Source organism: Actinopolymorpha singaporensis (assembly GCF_900104745.1).
GTDB lineage: Bacteria > Actinomycetota > Actinomycetes > Propionibacteriales > Actinopolymorphaceae > Actinopolymorpha > Actinopolymorpha singaporensis.
On the sequence record NZ_LT629732.1, the window covers coordinates 3,512,909 to 3,530,812 of the forward strand.

A 17,904-nucleotide genomic window follows, 5' to 3' on the forward strand; every position below is an offset into this window, starting at 1 on the left:
ACCATGAGGGAAACCAATCCTGCAAGGAGATACGGTCCGGCCGAACACGTTCTGGCCTGGGCTGCCGCCGCCTCCGGCGCTGGTGCAAGGATCGTCGAGGTCCGCGCACTCCACGATGAGCAAGGACCCTGGCGGCTGAGCATCGTCCAAGGCGGTCGTACGACGCCTGCGGTCCTGCGTGCTCCGACGCCGCGGATCGATGCCGCCGGGGTTGTCACCGGCGCAGCCGCGCTCGAGGTGGCCGCACAGCACAGGCTGCCGGCTCCGCGGCTGCTCGCCACGGATCTGGAAGGCGCAGCCGCCGGAGTCCCGGTCACGCTCGAAACCGTCGTCCCGGGTACCACTGCGTGGTCGTCGCCACCTTCGGTGGAACGGCTACGTAGCGCCGGCGACGCGCTGGCTCGTGTGCACACTGTCGCGTCGACTCCGTGCGAGTCTCTCCCGTTCCGACCGAGGCCGATCGCTGTGGACGACTTCGCCGCCGACCGGCACTCGGGTCGTACGCCGACAACGCCGCTGCTGCGGGAAGCGGATGATCTGATCGCGGCGCACGGGCTGCCGCCCGGCGAGCCCGTCTTCGTCCACGGTGACGTCTGGCCCGGCAACCTCGTCTGGACACGCGACGACATCGTGACGCTGATCGACTGGAAGACGGCGGGCGTCGGTGCGCCAGGAGTCGACCTGGGCGAACTCCGCAAGCAGGTCGCGATCACCTTCGGCCCGGACGCGCCTGCCCACGTCCTCGAAGGGTGGGAACGCAGGTCCGGAATCAGACCACGTGATGTCGCGTACTGGGACGCTGTTGCCGCACTCAACACCCCGACCGAACTCGTCGGAGCGCCCACGGACCGGCGTGACGCCTTCCTGCGCACGGCTTTGACGAACCTCGGCTAGCCACCGCACGGGCTGGACGTCGTTCACCCTCCGGCATCCCGCTTCCGGAGCCACCGCATCTCTACTCCACGCGGGTGCCGGAGAAGGGGAACGTCCCGCCGCCGGCGATCGTCACCGACCCGGTGAACATGTCACCGTCGATCGAGGCGTTCACGGTGAGGTCGAACCTCGCCGGCTCGGTCATCTGCGCGGTGAACTCCAGATGGCCGCCGCTGTCCACGGTCCCCGACACGATCGGGGCGGTCACCCCGAGCACAGTGTCGAACATCGACCCGGAGACCGCGCCATCCGACGTCTTCAGATCCAGAACGATCTCCTTGCTCCCGGCCGGATGGATGAACGTGACGCTCCAGCGGCCGTCCGCGCCCGTCCTGCCGCTGCTCGGCCGGTCGGTGACGACGGGGGTATTCACGACCTGCGGTGGCAGTACTCGTTCGCCCAGCGCGGGTTGACCGGGCTTCACCGGTACGCCGGCCGAGTTGAGGAAGCCGGCCATCATCCGGTAGTACCCGACGAGGAAGAGCACCTCGAGAATCTCGGCGTCGTTCCGCGTCGCTGCCAGCGCCGTCCAGGTCGCGTCGGAGACGAAGGCGTCCGCGCACAGTTCGTCGGCGGCCCGGAGTACCGCGTCGTCCTCGGGAGCCCATGCCGCGGCGGGATCGGACAGGGCGTTGATCTCGTCAGCGGTCGCGCCCGCGCCGAGTGCGGCCGGCACGTGGTTGGCCCATTCGTACGGCGCATCGCAACCGATCGCCACCCGGAGGATCGCGAGCTCGCGAATGCGTGGGTGCAGTGTGCCCTGGCCGAGCAGGTAGGCACCGAGGGCGGAGGACGCTGCCGTCAACTCGGGGTTGCGTGCGAGCACCTGGATGACTGTGTCGGCGCCGAGCTTCGCCAGCTTGCGTTGTTCGGGCTCCATCTCCTCGATCGGCAGTGGCCGGATCCGTGGAGCGGTGGCGTACGGCATGGCGGATCTCCTTGTGAGCTCAGGGTTTCTCGTGCCGCTCGATGGCGTCGAGTGCCTTCTTGGCGTCGTCCTTGCCGAGCAGAGGGCGCGAGTACAGATCGATCAGGGCACGGGCGACGACGCTGTCGCCTTCGGGGCTCAGTGCGTCGACGCCGATCGCGCGGGACACGTGCTCGTGCAGGATCGTGAGGGAGAGCGCCATCGCGGTGTGCACCGCGGCCCGAACCCTGGGACTGGCGCTCGGCTGGTCCGTCCGGGCCTGGTCCAGGTCGGCGTGCCACTGCGTACCGAGTTCGACCATCTCGTCGAACACCGGCGCGGCGCCGCCCTCGACGAGAGCGCGTGCGAGGTACGCCTGATAGTGAGCACCCGCGATCCGTGCCGCGGCGACATAGCTGCCGCCCTCGGGTTCGGCTCCGGTGTGCACCTGGTCGCTCAGGCGATGGATCACCTGCGCGAGGTGGGCGTCGCAGGCCTCCCGCAAGGCCTGCTTCGAGCCGAAGTGATGCCGCACCAGGCCCAACGAGACGCCCGCCGTCTCGGCGATGCCGCGGATGGTCGCGCGCTCGAAGCCGTGCTCGCCGAAGTGCTGCATCGCCGCGTCGCGGATCCGGGCCTTCGCGGTCAGGTCGTCGGCATCGGGGCTGACGTGGCTCACAGGAGTCGCTCCACAGGATCGACTGTACGTGCGTACAGCCGACTATACACACGTACAGCCGTAAGGAATCAAGCGCTGCCGCCCTGACCGCGCGGACCAGCGAGGACCGCGGCGACAAGCGGACATAATGCGGTGCGCCGGGCTCGGTGGGAGTGATAGATCACGCGCATGACATACGCGATCCGGCCGGTCGAGTCGGAGCTGGAGCTTGTCGAGGCCTTCGACGTCATGGGGGCGCAGTTCCCGAAGCCGCTCACCCACGAGGACCGTCACTTCACCGACCTCGCTCGCCGGTTCCCCCAGGACCGTTCGATGATGCTGGTCGTCGAGGACGAGGGGCGGCTCGTCGGTGGCGCGCTCGCCTTCAGGGGAGGCGAAGCAGACCCTGGCTGTGACGTCACTCTTCGGATCATCGCGCTCGTCCCCGAACACCGGAGGAGAGGACTCGGGCGCAGGCTTGTCGAACGCATCGAGCAGGAGGCGACGAGGCTCGGTGTGCGCGGGATCGGCCTGGGTGCTGACGAGGCGGTCGGGTTCTACCGACGCCTCGGCTATCGCGGCAAAGGCGGGATGTACAAAGCACTGCCGCTGTCATCGCACGATGACCCCGGCAGCCGTCGGCGCGCTCTGGAGGAACTCCGCGAACGCCGCCGGGCACGACTGCAGGGGCACTGAGCAGCTCCTGTGACAAGAACGGGGGCGCGGCCGGCTCCTCGTGCCGGCCCCGCCTTCGTTTCTCAGCGGCTGACGGCCTTCTCGAGCTCGGCCTTGCTCATGTGCGACCGGCCCTGAACACCCTGCCGCTTCGCGTCCGCGTACAGCTGGGCCTTCGTGCGGCCACCCGGCCCACTCCCTGACCGCAGCCCTCCACGGCGACCGGAGGAGGTGTCCTTCGTCGACGTGGAACTCTTCTGCTTGGCCTCCCCCGAACGCGCTCGTTCCTTGTTCACCGTACGCGCCGCGATCTCCTTCGCGCGCTCCTCCGAACGCCCTTCGCGCTTCTGACTGCTCTTGATGTGTTCGTACTGTCTTTCGCGCTTGCTGCCCCACTGCTGCCGAGGCATGATCACGCCTCCGTCCGGATCTCCCGACATTACGAGGGACGCCTTTCAGGCTAGCTCTGTCGAAGGCCTGGGCGATCCCGGACTTTCGATTCCGTCGGACGACACTTCGGACAGCCTGATCCTGTGTCCTACCCACGGTGAGCGGGTCCCGTCAGCAGGCACGTACCGTCGATGAGCCCCGGTCCCCGGCTTCCACGACGGCGGGTGGCCGGAGCGTTGCAGGCGGCGCGTTCCAGGGCCCGACGGGCTGCGGCAGTTGCGGTCGGCGAAAACGTTGGTCGGATCCGGTTAGGCTCGCGCAGGTGGACATCGAGACGGTCGGGGTCGAGGAGGAGTTCCTGCTGGTCGACCCGTCGTCGCGGCTTCCGGTGCCGCTGGCGGTGGAGGTGCTCGACACCGCACGGGCGGGGCGGGTTCCGGTGGGCGCCAGTTTCCAGCCCGAGCTCGTACGAACGCAGGTCGAGGCCGCCACCGGAATCTGCGCCGAGATGTCAACGGTGGAAGACCATCTCGGCGTGCTCCGGGACGTTCTCGGCAGAGCGGCCAGGACCCACCACGCCCGAATCGTCTCGGTCGGCCACCCGGTGCTCTCCGACGGGCCGCCACCTCTCACCCCGGGCGAGCGTTTCGGCCGGATCCACCAGCGATACGCCGAGATCGTCGGCTCCTACCAGTCATGCGGTTGCCATGTCCACATCGGCCTGCCCGACCGGGAGACCGCGGTCGCCGTGCTCAATCACCTACGGCCGTGGCTTCCGACCCTGCTGGCACTCTCCGCCAACTCCGCGTTGACAGAAGGTCGCGACACCGGTTACGACAGCTGGCGAATGGTCACGCAGGCACGCTTTCCGGGCTCGGGCATCCCGCCGTACTTCACTTCGGCGACGGCGTACGACCGCGAGGTGGCGAGGCTGGTCGACTGTGGAGTGCTCGTCGACCCCGACATGACGTTCTGGCTGGCCAGGCCCTCGTCCCGCTACGCCACATTGGAGGTGCGGGCCGCGGACGCGGCAGCAACCGTCGAGGACGCGCTGTTGCAGGCGGCCCTGACCCGGGCACTCGTCCGCACCGCGCGGGCAGACCTGGCGTCCGGCAGAGCCGCGCCGGTGGTCCACGACCAGGTGGGGGCGGCCGCGGTGTGGAGTGCGGCGCGCCACGGCTTGGCCGGCCCGGCCGTGGATCCCGTACTGGGCAGGCAGGTCCCGACGAAGGAGTTGCTGCACCAGTTGCTGCTCCGCGTACGCCCCGCCCTGGCGGAGACCGGCGATCTCCCCTTCGTACACAGGTATGTGCGCCACCTCCTGGCGGCGGGTACCAGCGCGGCCCGGCAGCGGGCGACGTACGACCAGACCAAGGAGCCCCGTGCGGTGGTGGACATGCTCGTCACCCAGACGGCGAGGACCGCTCCGCCGCCTCCGTTTGCCGCTGACGCGCCCGGGTAGGCGAGACCCGTGAATCGTTCCGCCTCCGCCCCGTCGCTACCCCGGCCGCGCGGGCCCCTGTCCGCCGCCGTGGTCGACGCCCTGACCGCCGGTTCACCGTCCGGCCCCGGTTCACCGTCCGGCCCCGGCTCGCCGGCCGGCTCCAGCCCGGCGCGGTCCGGAGCCCAGCCGGCAGCTGCCCTGGCCGCGGCGGACGTCGCCGGCGCAGATCCGTACGGCGCAGACCCCTACGGTGACGATCTCCAGCTCGCGCTCTACACCTGCTACGAGCTGCACTACCGGTCCTTCGGCGGCGTCGACGCGGCCTGGGAGTGGGACCCGACGCTGCTGGGCCTGCGCAACCAGCTCGAGTCGGTCTTCCTGGCCGCCCTCCGGCGCGACGCCGTACGCCACACCGACGTCGACGACGCGCTCGAACCGCTACTGGTCGAGCCGGTGGACGCGGACGGCATCTCACACTTCCTCCGCAAGGACGGCGAACTGTCGCACCTGCGCGAACACATCGCGATGCGTTCGGCCTACCACCTCAAGGAGGCCGACCCGCACGCGTGGGTGATCCCGCGACTGGAGGGCGTGGCCAAGGCGGCGCTGGTGGCGGTGGAGTTCGACGAGTTCGGCGCCGGGCACGCAGACCGCGCGCACTCGCGGTTGTTCGCCGATCTCATGGAGGGCCTCGGGCTCGACTCCCGGTACGGCCACTACCTCGACCGCACACCCTCCGCGATGCTGGCGGTGGTCAACCTCATGTCAATGCTCGGCCTGCACAGGTCCCTGCGCGGAGCGTTGGTCGGGCACTTCGCTGCGGCGGAGATCACCACGCCGCCGAGTGCCCGGCGGATCACCCAGGCGATGGACCGACTGGGTACGCCCGACGCCTGCCGCTTCTTCTACGACGAGCACGTCGAAGCCGACGCCGTTCACGAGCAGGTCATGCGCCACGACGTCGTGGCCGACCTGATCACGCGCGAGCCCGAACTCACCGACGACGTGATCTTCGGCATCGACGCCACCGACTTCCTGGAGGAGGCCGTGGCGGCGGAGGCTCTGCGGGCGTGGCGGGCCGGCAGGTCGGCCCTGCGCGATCCCGTACAGGTCTGAGGATGGGCCTCCGGGGGGCAGCTCCGACGGCGCGGCAACGCCGATCTCAGGCGTTCGTACAGGCCGCCTACTCAGGCGTCGTCGCCCGCCTCGTCGTCCTCGTCGTCCGCGTCGTCGTCCGGCTCGTCCCGCGCCGTCCGGATCCGTCGCCGGTGGCTCGTGTCGCACAGCGGGTAGGTGTGGCTGCGCCGGCAGGTGCACACCGCCACGATGAACCGGTCCGATCTGACGGTCTCACCGTCGTGGACGAGTTCGACCGGCCCCTCGATCAGGATCGGGCCGGACGGGACGATGCGGACCACCCGCCCGGGTCGACCCCTCCGGCATCGCTCGTGGCTTCGCTCAGCGGGTGCCACGGATCACGACCAGTTCCTCCTCGCGTTGGCCGGGCAGGATGTACCCCTGGTCCTCCAGCCAGGATGCTCGCTCGGTCATGACCGGGCCGAACGGGACCACCGAGCGGATGCTGACCTCGGCCTCGATCCCGGCCGACGCCAGGCGTTCGCACGTCCGGTTGTTCCCGCACATCGAGGACTGGACCAGCAGGAGCGTTCCGCCGGGTTCGAGCACCTCCGCCACAGTCGCGCACAGCCTGTCCAGATGGTCCCGTCCGTCGAGACCCGCGTCCCAGGCCCCGGAACGTTGCGCGATCACCGGTGACGCGGCATACGGGACGTACGGCGGATTCGCCAGCACCAGGCCGAAGCGCTCACCTCGGACGGGGTCGACCAGTCGGCCGCGACGTACCCGGACCGGGAGCCTTCGGCTCCAGGCGTTTGCCCGGGCAGACCACACCGCCCGCCGACTGACGTCGACGGCGGTGACACTGCCCGCTCCCAGCCTGGCGGCCAGGACGGCGAGTGCACCGGTTCCGGTGCAGAGGTCGAGTACGTGTGGCTTGGTGGAAAGGTCTTCCCCGCGAAGGGCCTGGGCGAGCAGCCGAGTGTCGTCCTGCGGCCTGTAGACGCCCGGAAGTCTCACGAAACGGATGGCGTCCTCCGAGCGTGGGATCGCGGTCTGGGGGACGGGGCGCACCCCAGACCTACCACGCCCGTCGTTTTGTGCGACGGGCTTTCGCCACGGCCGCTCAGTTGTGCGATCGAGGATCTCCGACACCGTCCTTCGGCCGTGAGCGCGGACGCCCTCCCTGCGGTCGGTCAACGTGAGCCTGTCCGCCGGAACGCCCGTTTGCCTGCGGTTCAGCTACCCCCGTGTCGGCCCGGTATGAGTAGGACCGCTCGCGGACTATGCCCGGGCCCAACCCGCTCTTCGTAGGTCTTTTCGGCGTTCGCGACATCTCACGGACTGGAATGCCGCCGGCTCGGGGAAGTTGGTCAGGTCGCGCCGGTTCTCCGCCGAACAGGAGTCAGTCAGATGTTCGCCATGCTCATGCGCAGACGGTGGCTCGGCCGGGTCACCGTGGTCACCGCAGCCGTCCTGCTCGCCGGCCTCGGCGCCGCCGCCTACGCCGCCATCCCAGCCGTGATCCCCGACGCGGACGGCACCATCCACGGTTGCTTCAGGACCACCCAGGGCAGCCTCCGGGTCATCGACCCGTCCGCCGGCGACTCGTGCGGGCCGAGTGAGACCGCCCTCGACTGGAGTCGGACGGGACCCCAGGGACCCCAAGGGCCGCAGGGACCTCGGGGCCCGGCGGGACCGGAAGGCTCCGGCCACGCCTTCACGGCCACCTCGGGTGGTTCCGTTCCCATCCACGGGCCCACCGTGGTGGTCACGCTGACCGGTCTGCCGGCAGGCACGTACCTCGTGTGGTCGCCGATCGAGGTGGTGGGAGACACCGAGAGCGGAACGAACAACACCTGCCTGTTCGTGGTGAACGACAGCACGCTCGTGGTCGGGGAGGGCGACACCTTCATGTACGACGCCAAGGACCCGGGCTTCGGACGGGCGGACATGTTCGCGATCATCACCGTGCCCGCCGACGGCAGTACCATCGCCACCCGGTGTGACGCGAACACCGATGGTGCACGGGAGTTCGGGCGTACGACCGCACTCAAGGTCGCAGCCGTGAACTGACGGGCGCCTCCGGTCAGGGTTTGCGCACGGACCGCAGCGCGCTGGTGAGGTCGGCCACCTGAGCGTCCCGCGAGGAGAGCGGCTGCAGTCCGAGGCCGCGTTCGATGGTGGCCAGGATGGACGTCGTGTCGTAGACGGTGTGATCGACACCGGAGCGCGGGAGCGAGCGGCTGATCAGCAGAGCGGGGATACGCGTACCTGGACCGAACGCGTCGTAGACACCGGGGGTGGGGCTGCCCCTGCCGGGTGGGGACACGTGATCCCACTGGCCGCCGAACTCGTCGTAGGTGACGACCACCAAGGTGTCGCCGGCCTGCGGCCCGTTCACGACGGCCTCCAACAGGTCGACCAGATGGTCGCTTCCGTCAGGCTCACTGGCGTATCCGGGGTGTTCGTTCTCCGCGCCGTACGGCTTGACGAAGCTGACGCTGGGCAGCGTGCCTTCCTTCGCCGCGGCGACGAACTCCTTCTCGTCCCGCAGGTGTGCGCGGCCCGGTTGTCCCGGCGCGTAGTTGGCGAAGTAGTTGAGCGGCTGGTGGTGGTACTGGAAGAGCGGCCCGGGGTTGCCTGCGGCAGCCTCGTCCCAGCCGCCGGCGTACCAGTTCCAGGTCACGCCCGCGTCGCTGAGCCGGTCACCGATGTTCGGGTAGGCCGCGTCGTCGACGAGTGCGATCTTCACACCGTTGCTCGCCGGGGGACTGGCCGGCTGAACCGTGTTGACCGCGTAGTCACCGCAGGCCTTGTCGAAGTCCGCCTTCGAGCCGTCGGCACACACGACTGTGAGCTGTCCGTTCACGACCCCGCGACGGGTCGCGGTGTACTGCGGGAACGACGCGGGCATTCCGTTGCTGTCGATCACCGAGTGCCGCGCGCCCAGTGCTCCACCGCTGCTGTCGATCGGTGCCCGCGCGGCGACGAGGTACTGGTGGTTGAGGAACGAACCGCCGTTCGCCGCCTGGAAGAAGTGGTCGGCGACGATGTACTTCGGCGCACCGGGGGCGTGGAGGTAGCGGTAGATCGGCAATTGCGTCGTGTCGTACACGCCCATGGCCAGTCCGATGGCATCGCTTCCGGTGACGTAGCGGTCCTGCCTGCCACCGTCGATCTGGTACTTCTCCTCGTAGAAGCGGTGGTTCAGGTCGCGGGTGCAGCCTCCGGGCTGGGCGCCCGGGCTGTCCTTGAGAATCCCTTCCGGGTTGGGCGCACCCGGTGCGGGACACGTCCGGTCGGTCGCGGCGATGTAGTCGTCGATGGTGAACGGCGCGTTCGTGAAGTGACTGGCACTGACGCCGTGCGCGGTGTCGGTGCACGTGGTCGACAGTGGAGGGGATTTCAGGTTCACGTCCCGTTGCGGCAGGCAGCCGAACGGTGTTCCGTCCTGCGCGACCTGGACGGTGTGCGCCGGGTCCGCGGCGGAAAGGCCCTCGACGGTCTGCCCGTTGACCTCGCCCCACGTGCCGTACAGGTTGTCGAAGCTGTGGTTCTCCTCGTAGATCACGACCAGGTGGTGGTAGTTGCCTACCACCTTGGGTGGCCCGCCGTTCGCGACGTCGGCTGCCATCGCCCGCGTCGGCGGTGACGTGGCTGACGTGAGGGCGAGAAGTCCGAGGAGCGAGAGGCACGACCCGACCGACAGCGCCCGCATCCGAGTGCGCATGATTCCTCCCCAACCAGCCGGGGACCTTGATCAGGCCGTCAGGGTGACAGCGAATCCCGCACCTGTCGAGGACCCTCTTTCTCGGGCACCGCTGTTCAGCGGTGTCCCTGGAGTTCGGCGAGCCGGGGCGCGTTCTCCACGTCCGGGCGGAACGACGCGTACGCCGTGGCGACGATGCCGACGACGGCGATCGCGGCCGCGTACACGACGACCGGCCACACGCTGTCGAACGCGGCGGTGAGGGCCGTGGCGATCAGTGGTGCGAAGCCTCCGCCGAGCGTGTTGGAGATCTGGTAGCCGATGTTGACACCCGTGGTGCGGGCCTCCACGTCGAACATCTCGGCCAGCATCGTCTGCAACGTCCCCTGCATCGCCACACCGGGAATGACGAAGCCGACCACCATGCCCAGCCAGATGAGCACCGCCACGTCGGTCTGGTAGAGCGCGAAGGTCGGATAGATCAGCAGCGCGAAGCCGATGCACGCGCCGATGTAGGTCGGACGGCGGCCGACCCTGTCCGACAGGCTTCCCCACAGCGGTGCGACGACGATCTGCAGAGCGCCGACGATCATCGTGCCGATGAAGCCGACCTGGGCCTGGGTGCCCTTGGACACGATGTAGGCGAGGCCGAACGTGAGGATGACGTAGCCGGCGATGCTCTGCGGCAGGCCGATGAGAATGCCGAGTACGGCGTTCTTCGGGTGTCGGCACACCTCCTTGAGCGGGAGCCCACGCTTCGTCCGGTTCCCCTCCTTCGCCTGCAGGGTCGCGTGCTCCTTGAACTCCTCGGACTCCTCCAGCTTGGACCGGAGTACGACGGCGACGACGGCGAGCACCAGCGCGAAGACGAACGGGATGCGCCATCCCCAGGTCATGAAGAACTCTTCGGAGCCGATGCCGAGCGCGGCCATGAAGCCGGCCGAGGCGACGTTCGCGACCCCCGCGCCGCTGATCAGCAGTGCGCCGAACAGGCCGCGCCGGCCCACCGGCGCGTGCTCGACCACGAGCGAGGCGGCACCACCCATCTCACCGCCCACGAACAGGCCCTGCAGCATCCGGAAGAACAGCAGCAGGATCGGCGCCGCGACTCCGATGGAGTCCGCGGACGGGATGAGGCCGATGGCGGCCGTCACGATGCCCATCCCGACGACCGTGATCATCAGCGCCTTCTTGCGTCCCATCCGGTCACCCACGTGGCCGAACAGCAGCCCGCCGATCGGGCGCAGAAGGAAGCCGAAAGCGAACGTCGCGAACGATTCCAGCGTCCCCACGGTGCTGTTGGAGTTGGGGAAGAACACCGTGGGGAAGACGGTCGCGGAGGCGAGTCCGTAGAGGTAGTAGTCGTAGTACTCCATCAGTGTGCCGATGGCTCCGCCCGCGACCATGCGTCGCTGCTTGGGCGGGACGCCGCCGGTCCGCCTTCCGGCCTGCTGCTCGTCGGTGCGCGGCGTCGGTTCCATGGGAGTCTCCTTGGCGCGGGGTCCGGTGGGCTGCCTGGCGTGACACCCCTGTGTACTCCCTTGGCCCGGCACTTGATCAACTGCACCCCGGCTCGGCCGACGCGAAACCCACGGCCGACGGCCCTACGGAGCCGTGTCGGTCCAGGTGACCGGGAGTTCGTGCACGCCGTAGATGTTCATGTCGGTCCGCAGTCTCACCTCGCCGGCGGGGATGGCGAGCGCGAGAGTGGGGAAGCGGCGGAGCAGCCCGGCGATGCCGGCGCGAAGCTCGATGCGGGCAAGTTGCTGGCCGAGACACTGGTGGACGCCGTGGCCGAACGACAGGTGGCCGCGGGCGTTGCGCCGAAGGTCCAGGCTGTCCGGGTCGCCGAAACGCAGCGGGTCGTGGTTGGCGGCGAGCAACGAGACGACGACGGTGGATCCCTTGCCGATCGTCTCACCACACAGCTCGACGTCCTCGGTGGCGTAGCGGTAGAAGATGTCCGCCACGGACAGATACCGCATGAGTTCCTCGACGGCACCGGGCAACAGGTCGGGGTCGGCACGCAGCTCGGCCAGCTGCTCGGGGTGCTCCAACAGGGCGAACGTGCCCAGGGCCAGCATGTTGGCGGTGGTCTCGTGGCCTGCCAGCAGCAGCAGGAAGGCAATGCCGACGAGCTCCTCGATGGAGAGGTCGTCGTCGCGGGCCAGGTCGGAGAGGATGTCCTCGCCGGGCTCGGCGCGTTTGCCGGTGACGAGTTCGGCGAGATAGCCGGTCATCGCGCCGTACGCCGCCATCTTCTCCGCAAGCGTCTGGTCCCTGACCAGGAACTTCGCCGAGTTGACCTGGAAGTTGGCGCGGTCCTCGTAGGGGACGCCGAGCAGCTCGCAGATCACCAGCGAGGGCACCGGTAGGGCGAACTCCCTGACCAGATCGACCGGCGGCGTGAGGCGAGCCAGCTCGTCCAGTTGCCGCTCGACGATGTCGATGATCTGTTCCTCCAGCAGCTTCATGCGCCGGACGGTGAAGGCCCCGACGAGCTTGCGCCGAAGCCGGCTGTGGTCGGGCGGGTCCATGGCGATGAACAGGCCCGGTACCTGCGGTGAGGGTTCGGTGGCGGCGGGCATACCGGGCGTCTCGTACGGTACGTGCACGACGCCGAGGTCCTGGCGGGAGCTGAACCGCGTGTCGGCCATCAGCCGGCGGACCGCCTCGTAGCCGGTGACCAGCCAGCCCTGGTGACCGTCGGGGAAGATCATCGGACTGACGGGCCTCACCTCGCGCAGCCGGGTGATCTCGCGCGGCGGGTCGAACGGGCCCGCGTCCCGCTCCATGGGCAGGCCGTGGGGAATGGAAACCGTCTGGCTCATCGGGGATGTCCCTTCCGTGGCGCCGTCCAGCGGCGCCCTCTCGTGGGGTCTTCTCGTGGCCTCGTGGGCTCGTGGCCTCGTGGCCTTGTGGTGGCCACGATCTCCGGCGGACCTGACACGGGCCTGACACGGTTCTGACACCGGCCCTCCCGTCCCCGCCGCCGCACCGGCGGCACACCGAAGACCACGGAGGCCGGCCGGTCGACCATGGCAAAATCAGCCGGGTGCAGGTCGGGATACTGGGACCGTTCGAGGTTCATACGGACGACGGCGCCCTGGCCGACGTGCCCGGCGCCCGGTTGCGCGCGCTGCTGGTCGCCCTCGCGCTCGACCCGGGCCGCGCGGTCCCGAAGGCCGCGCTGGTCGACTGGATCTGGGGCGAGCACCCGCCTGCCGACGCGGCGAACGCCCTGCAGCGGTTGGCGTCCCGGCTGCGGAAGGCGCTGCCGGCAGGGGTGGTCGAGGGGCAGCCGGACGGCTATCGCCTGAGGGTGGAGCCCGACGCCGTCGACGCCGTACGGTTCGAACGCCTTCTCGCCCGCGCCCGAGGCGACGAGGACCTCCGGCGGCTGCGCGAGGCGCTCGCTCTCTGGCGCGGAGCGGCCATGCAGGACGTCGGGTTGCCTGACAGCGCGGCGTTCGACGCGGCGGTGACGCGGCTGGAAGGGCTGCGCCTGGCAGCCCTGGAGGACCGGTTCGACGCGGAGATCGCCCTCGGCCACGGCGCGGAGCTGGTCACCGAGCTCACCGATCTGGTGGCCGCCCACCCGGTGCGCGAACGTCTCGTCTCCGCGTTGATGCGTGCGCTCGTCGCCACCGGCCGGGACGCAGAGGCGCTGCGCGTGTTCGAGCGGACGAGGGAGGTCCTGGCCGACGAACTCGGCGCCGACCCCTCGGCGGAGCTGTCCGCGTTGCACGTCGCGTTGCTGAGGGGCGAGGTGGGAGGCCGGGAGCAGCCTGTCAAGACCAACGTGCGTGCGGAGCTGACCAGCTACGTGGGCAAGGACGCCGATGTCAGCGCGGTCCGTGAGCTGCTCGCCGAGCACCGGCTCACGACGCTGATCGGGCCAGGCGGCTCGGGCAAGACGAGGTTGGCAACCGAAACCGCACGCACGCTGGTCGGTGACCTGCCGGACGGCGCCTGGCTGGTCGAACTCGCCGTGGTCGGCACCGGCGGCGACGTGGCGCAAGCGACGCTTGACGCGATCGGGCTGCGGGACGCGCTGCTCGGTGACGCACCGGATGCGGACCCTGCGGATCGCGTCGTCGCCGCGATCCGCGACCGGGCGATGCTGCTGGTCCTGGACAACTGCGAGCACGTGATCGAGTCCGCCGCGACGTTCGCCCACCGGGTGCTCGGAGAGTGCCGGCGGTTGCGGATCCTCGCGACGAGCAGGGAACCACTCGGCATCACCGGTGAGGCACTGTGGCCGGTGGCGCCGTTGCTGCTGCCCGCCGAGGACGCCGACCCGGGCGAGATCGAGTCCGCCCCGGCCGTCCGGCTGCTGCGGGACCGGGCCGGCGCCGTGCGCAAGGAGCTCGCGACCGACTCGGCAGACGGGCACACGCCGGCGACGTTGGCGCGCGTGTGCCGGGCACTGGACGGGATGCCTCTCGCGATCGAACTCGCCGCGGCCAGGTTGCGCACCATGTCGCTCGACCAGCTCGCCAACCGGCTCGACGACCGGTTCCGCCTGTTGACCGGCGGCAGCCGGACCGCGCTGCCCCGGCACCGCACGCTGCGTGCGGTGATCGACTGGAGCTGGGAGCTGCTCACCGACGCCGAACGCGTGCTCCTGCGCAGGCTCTCGGTGTTCTCCGGCGGAGCGAGCCTGGAAGCGGCCGAGGGAGTCTGCGCGGGCGGCACCGTCGAGGAGGACCAGGTGCTGGAGTTGCTGACCGCGCTGACGGAGAAGTCGCTGCTGGTCACCGAAGGCGACTCGGCGCTGCGCTACCGGATGCTCGGCACCATCAGGGAGTACGCCGGGCAGCGGCTCGCCGAGGCGGGGGAGACGGAGCCGGCCCGTCGCGCGCACCTGGCGTACTTCACCCAACTCGCCGAAACCGCGGAGCCGCATCTTCGCCGCGCCGAGCAGCTGAGGTGGCTCGCCACGTTGGAGGCCGAGCACGACAACATCGCCGCCGCGATGCGCGGTGCGCTCGCGGCCGGCGACGCCCAGGCGGCGATGCGGCTCGCCGCGGGCGCCGGGTGGTACTGGTGGCTCGCCGGGCACAAGGCGGAGGGCCACGAGCTGATCATGGCCGCCACCGCCCTGCCCGGCGAGGTGACCGACGAGGTTCGGGCCACCGCGTACGCGTACGTCACCGCCTTCCTGACGTCGGGGCGGGAAAGTGATCAGCACCAGGCGGTGGAGTGGATCCACAGGGTGTACGAGCTGGGCGGGCGCGTCGAGCGCCGGCACCCGGCGGTGGGGCTCGTCGGTGCGCTGGAACGCATGCTGCAGGATCCGGACGCAGCCCTGTCGGCGTGGGAGCCGCTGCTGGCCGACGAGGACCCGTGGGCACGCGCCCTCGCCCGGTTGCAACTCGGCAAGATGCGGATCCAGCTCGGCCGGAAAGGGCCGGAAGCCGACGCCCACCTGCAGAAGGCGCTCTCGGAGTTCCGGGCGCTCGGGGAACGCTGGGGCATCTCGTTCGCGCTGACCGAACTGGCCGACCTGATCGCCATGCGCGGCGACTTCACCAGTGCGTGCGAACACTACGAGCACGCGATCGCGGTCGTCACCGAGGTCGGTGCGGTCGAGGACGTCGTACGCATGCGGTCCCGGCAGGCCCAGCTGTACTGGCTGTCGGGCGACGAGGAGTCGGCGGCTGCGGCCATGGCGGAGGCGCAGCGGTACGCCGACCAGGTCGGCTGGGCGAACGCGCTGACCGAGCTGGCCCTGGCCAGGGCGGAGCTCGCCCGCTGGAGCGGCGACGCCGAGCAGGCCCGCCGGCAACTCGACATCGCCACGGCCGTGCTGGGCAACGCCGCCGAGCGGGCAGGCATGCGCGCGATGCGACACGACCTGCTCGGCTACCTCGCCGACGATCTCGACGACGCACGCGAGCACCGCGCGGCGGCCCTCGACGCGGCAGCCGAGGCGGGCAACGCACCCCAGATCGCCCGGGCTCTGGTCGGGATCGCGGAGCTGGCGCTGCGCCGGGATCAGTACGACCAGGCGGCCCGACTGCTCGCGGCGAGCACGAGCCTGCGCGGCCGGCCGGATCGTTCCCAACCCGACGTGGCCCGGATCGAGGAGGCTGCCCGGCGTCGCCTCGGTGACGCGCGGTTCACCGAGGCGACGCGGGAGGGTGCCGGGGCGAGCTGGCAGGAGCTCGCCGCGGTCACGCTCGCTTCCTGAACGTCGAACGCGCCCAGACGTACCCGACGATCGCGATGCCGGCGCACCAGGCGACGGCGATCACCGCATCACCGGGCGAAGGTGCGCCGTTGAGCAGCCCCCGCAGGGTTTCGATGATCGGCGTGAACGGTTGGTACTCCGCGAACTGCCGTACACCCGGCCCCATCTTCGCAGCCGGCACGATCGCGCTGCTGAAGAACGGGAGCATCACCAGCGGCACCGAGGCGAGGCCGGCCGTCTCCGGGGACTTCGCCGCCAGTCCCAGAGCGACCGTGAGCCAGCCGACCGCGAGGCCGAGCAGAACGACGATGCCCACCGCGCCGAGCCAGTCGAGAAGACCCGCAGACGGCCTGAACCCCAGCGCGAAGGCCACTCCCACGAGAGCGCCGACGGCGACCAGGTTGGTGAGCACGCTGGCGACGACGTGACCGGTCAGCACCGCGCCGCGGGACACGTCCATGACCTTGAACCGGTTGATGATGCCCCTCGTCAGGTCGGCGTTGACAGCCGTCGCCACCGAGCCCAGTCCGTAGCAGACGGCCAGCAGCATCAGACCCGGCGTCGCGTAGTCGACGTAATCGACCCCGACGCTGAACGCGTCGCCGAGCATGTAGACGAACATCAGCATCACCACGACCGGCATCAGGACCGCGTTGAACACCGTCATCGGGTTCCGGGCGACGTGCTTGAAGTTGCGGCGCAACATCACCATCGAGTGGGACTTCATTTCGCTGCTACCTCCGTGGCGTGGCCCGTCAGGGCGAGGAAAACGTCGTCGAGATCGGGAGTGTGGACGGAGAACTCCTCGGCACTGAGCGAGTACTCGTCGAGCCTGTCCAGTAAGGCCCGCAGCGCCCTCGTTCCGCCGTCGCCGGGAACCCGAAGCGCCAGCGCATCCTCGTCCCGTATGGAGTCGGAGAGGACCAGCGCTGCCGCGTCGAGTTCCGCAGCGGTGGCGAACCGGAGCCGGACGCAGGCACCGGGCAGCCGGCGCTTGAGCTCGCCGGCAGTGCCCTGGGCGACCAGGCGGCCCTGGTCGAGCACCGCGATCCGGTCGGCGAGCTGGTCGGCCTCGTCGAGATACTGCGTGGTCAGGAAGATCGTCACGCCGTCGGCGACCAGCTCCCGGACGATCGACCACATGGTGCGCCGGCTGCGCGGATCAAGGCCCGTCGTCGGCTCGTCCAGGAAGATGATCCGCGGGTTGCCGACGAGCGTCATCGCCAGGTCGAGCTTGCGGCGCATGCCTCCGGAGTACGTCGAGACGGGTTTTCGTGCAGCCTCCGCGAGATCGAAGCGCTCCAGCAGATCGGTGACGATCCGCCTACTCCGCTTGGCGGGGACCGGGGCGAGGTCCACCATCAGCTGGAGGTTCTCCTGGCCGGTCAGCAGCTCGTCCACAGCCGCGAACTGACCGGTGACCCCGATCGCCGCGCGTACCGCCCTGGCGTCGGTCGCGACGTCGTGTCCGGCGACGCGGACCGTGCCGCTGTCGGCGTTGATCAACGTCGTCAGGATGTTCACCATCGTCGTCTTTCCGGCACCGTTCGGGCCGAGCAGGGAGAAGATCGTTCCCGTGGGTACGTCGAGGTCGATGCCGTCGAGCACGACCTTGTCCTTGTAGGCCTTCCGCAGTCCACAGACCGCGATCGCTGAAGTTGTCATGCGGCGACTCTCGCCGGTCGCCCTGACACAGACCTGACCTCGCCCTGACACGGCCCGTCCGAGGCTGGCCAGCAGGGTGGCCGGAACTGGAAACGACAGTTGTCAAAAACCAGCAGAAATCATTTTTTATTCTTCTCGTCACCGGATGAGACCCAGTCGGTACGCAGGGTTCACCGATTTCGGTTGGTTGCGAGGAGATCGGGTGGTGATACGCATGGTGCGTCGACCGGCGACCCACGACAGTGCA

At 69.6% G+C, this 17,904-nt stretch carries 16 protein-coding genes; 6 read left to right on the plus strand and 10 right to left on the minus strand.

What is annotated here, in order from left to right:
• Positions 1–3 precede the first annotated feature (3 nt).
• A complete protein-coding gene (locus BLU27_RS16050; protein WP_092654506.1) occupies positions 4–894 on the plus strand; it encodes a phosphotransferase family protein in 891 nt (296 codons plus the stop codon).
• A gap of 61 nt (positions 895–955) precedes the next feature.
• On the opposite strand, the gene BLU27_RS16055 is transcribed toward BLU27_RS16050, so the two are convergent.
• Both BLU27_RS16055 and BLU27_RS16060 read right to left on the minus strand, forming a co-directional pair.
• Complete coding sequence (locus tag BLU27_RS16055) at positions 956–1,861, minus strand: carboxymuconolactone decarboxylase family protein (RefSeq protein WP_092654507.1); 906 nt, start codon at positions 1,859–1,861, stop codon at positions 956–958.
• Between the two features lie 19 nt (positions 1,862–1,880).
• Complete coding sequence (locus BLU27_RS16060) at positions 1,881–2,519, minus strand: TetR/AcrR family transcriptional regulator (RefSeq protein WP_241827456.1); 639 nt, start codon at positions 2,517–2,519, stop codon at positions 1,881–1,883.
• 168 nt (positions 2,520–2,687) lie between these two features.
• Here BLU27_RS16060 and BLU27_RS16065 point away from each other — a divergent pair, with 168 nt between their 5' ends.
• On the plus strand, positions 2,688–3,194 hold the full coding sequence (locus tag BLU27_RS16065; protein WP_092654508.1) for a GNAT family N-acetyltransferase: 507 nt from the start codon (positions 2,688–2,690) through the stop codon (positions 3,192–3,194).
• Positions 3,195–3,256: 62 nt separating this feature from the next.
• Here the strand turns inward: BLU27_RS16065 and BLU27_RS16070 are convergent, their stop codons facing one another.
• Positions 3,257–3,583: a plasmid stabilization protein gene (locus BLU27_RS16070; RefSeq protein WP_092657783.1), complete on the minus strand. Its 327-nt coding sequence runs from the start codon at positions 3,581–3,583 to the stop codon at positions 3,257–3,259.
• A gap of 302 nt (positions 3,584–3,885) precedes the next feature.
• Between BLU27_RS16070 and BLU27_RS16075 the strand changes: the two genes are divergently transcribed.
• Positions 3,886–5,025, plus strand: coding sequence for a carboxylate-amine ligase (locus tag BLU27_RS16075; protein WP_092654509.1), 1,140 nt, complete (start codon positions 3,886–3,888; stop codon positions 5,023–5,025).
• A 9-nt stretch (positions 5,026–5,034) separates the two neighbouring features.
• Positions 5,035–6,123 (plus strand): iron-containing redox enzyme family protein, encoded by a 1,089-nt coding sequence (locus BLU27_RS16080; protein ID WP_172804964.1) that lies wholly within the window; start codon positions 5,035–5,037, stop codon positions 6,121–6,123.
• A gap of 71 nt (positions 6,124–6,194) precedes the next feature.
• Here BLU27_RS16080 and BLU27_RS16085 read toward each other — a convergent pair whose 3' ends face one another.
• Entirely contained in the window at positions 6,195–6,425 is a 231-nt protein-coding gene (locus BLU27_RS16085) for a CDGSH iron-sulfur domain-containing protein (RefSeq protein ID WP_092654510.1), read from the minus strand.
• A gap of 40 nt (positions 6,426–6,465) precedes the next feature.
• Positions 6,466–7,104, minus strand: coding sequence for a HemK2/MTQ2 family protein methyltransferase (locus BLU27_RS16090; protein WP_206744617.1), 639 nt, complete (start codon positions 7,102–7,104; stop codon positions 6,466–6,468).
• Between the two features lie 393 nt (positions 7,105–7,497).
• On the opposite strand from BLU27_RS16090, the gene BLU27_RS16095 reads away from it, so the two are divergent.
• Entirely contained in the window at positions 7,498–8,160 is a 663-nt protein-coding gene (locus BLU27_RS16095; RefSeq protein ID WP_092654511.1) for a hypothetical protein, read from the plus strand.
• 13 nt (positions 8,161–8,173) lie between these two features.
• Here BLU27_RS16095 and BLU27_RS16100 read toward each other — a convergent pair whose 3' ends face one another.
• The 3 genes from BLU27_RS16100 to BLU27_RS16110 form a co-directional block, all read right to left on the minus strand.
• Positions 8,174–9,817: an alkaline phosphatase family protein gene (locus BLU27_RS16100; protein WP_197681455.1), complete on the minus strand. Its 1,644-nt coding sequence runs from the start codon at positions 9,815–9,817 to the stop codon at positions 8,174–8,176.
• A 95-nt stretch (positions 9,818–9,912) separates the two neighbouring features.
• On the minus strand, positions 9,913–11,277 hold the full coding sequence (locus BLU27_RS16105) for an MFS transporter (RefSeq protein WP_092654513.1): 1,365 nt from the start codon (positions 11,275–11,277) through the stop codon (positions 9,913–9,915).
• A gap of 123 nt (positions 11,278–11,400) precedes the next feature.
• Positions 11,401–12,627: a cytochrome P450 gene (locus tag BLU27_RS16110; RefSeq protein ID WP_092654514.1), complete on the minus strand. Its 1,227-nt coding sequence runs from the start codon at positions 12,625–12,627 to the stop codon at positions 11,401–11,403.
• A gap of 224 nt (positions 12,628–12,851) precedes the next feature.
• Between BLU27_RS16110 and BLU27_RS16115 the strand changes: the two genes are divergently transcribed.
• Entirely contained in the window at positions 12,852–15,992 is a 3,141-nt protein-coding gene (locus BLU27_RS16115) for an ATP-binding protein (RefSeq protein WP_092654515.1), read from the plus strand.
• Here the strand turns inward: BLU27_RS16115 and BLU27_RS16120 are convergent.
• Positions 15,976–16,719, minus strand: coding sequence for an ABC transporter permease (locus BLU27_RS16120; protein ID WP_092654516.1), 744 nt, complete (start codon positions 16,717–16,719; stop codon positions 15,976–15,978). The genes BLU27_RS16115 and BLU27_RS16120 overlap by 17 nt on opposite strands.
• A complete protein-coding gene (locus BLU27_RS16125; RefSeq protein WP_092654517.1) occupies positions 16,716–17,657 on the minus strand; it encodes an ATP-binding cassette domain-containing protein in 942 nt (313 codons plus the stop codon). Before BLU27_RS16125 ends, BLU27_RS16120 begins: the two co-directional genes overlap by 4 nt.
• Positions 17,658–17,904 lie beyond the last annotated feature (247 nt).

Bases quoted from the DNA above. Each gene is read 5' to 3' on its own strand.
- BLU27_RS16100 (WP_197681455.1), bottom strand. From the start codon at position 9,817: ATGCGCACTCGGATGCGGGCGCTGTCGGTCGGGTCGTGCCTCTCGCTC.
- BLU27_RS16120 (WP_092654516.1), bottom strand. From the start codon at position 16,719: ATGAAGTCCCACTCGATGGTGATGTTGCGCCGCAACTTCAAGCACGTC.
- BLU27_RS16065 (WP_092654508.1), top strand. From the start codon at position 2,688: ATGACATACGCGATCCGGCCGGTCGAGTCGGAGCTGGAGCTTGTCGAG.
- BLU27_RS16050 (WP_092654506.1), top strand. From the start codon at position 4: ATGAGGGAAACCAATCCTGCAAGGAGATACGGTCCGGCCGAACACGTT.
- BLU27_RS16110 (WP_092654514.1), bottom strand. From the start codon at position 12,627: ATGAGCCAGACGGTTTCCATTCCCCACGGCCTGCCCATGGAGCGGGAC.
- BLU27_RS16125 (WP_092654517.1), bottom strand. From the start codon at position 17,657: ATGACAACTTCAGCGATCGCGGTCTGTGGACTGCGGAAGGCCTACAAG.
- BLU27_RS16105 (WP_092654513.1), bottom strand. From the start codon at position 11,277: ATGGAACCGACGCCGCGCACCGACGAGCAGCAGGCCGGAAGGCGGACC.
- BLU27_RS16095 (WP_092654511.1), top strand. From the start codon at position 7,498: ATGTTCGCCATGCTCATGCGCAGACGGTGGCTCGGCCGGGTCACCGTG.
- BLU27_RS16055 (WP_092654507.1), bottom strand. From the start codon at position 1,861: ATGCCGTACGCCACCGCTCCACGGATCCGGCCACTGCCGATCGAGGAG.
- BLU27_RS16070 (WP_092657783.1), bottom strand. From the start codon at position 3,583: ATGCCTCGGCAGCAGTGGGGCAGCAAGCGCGAAAGACAGTACGAACAC.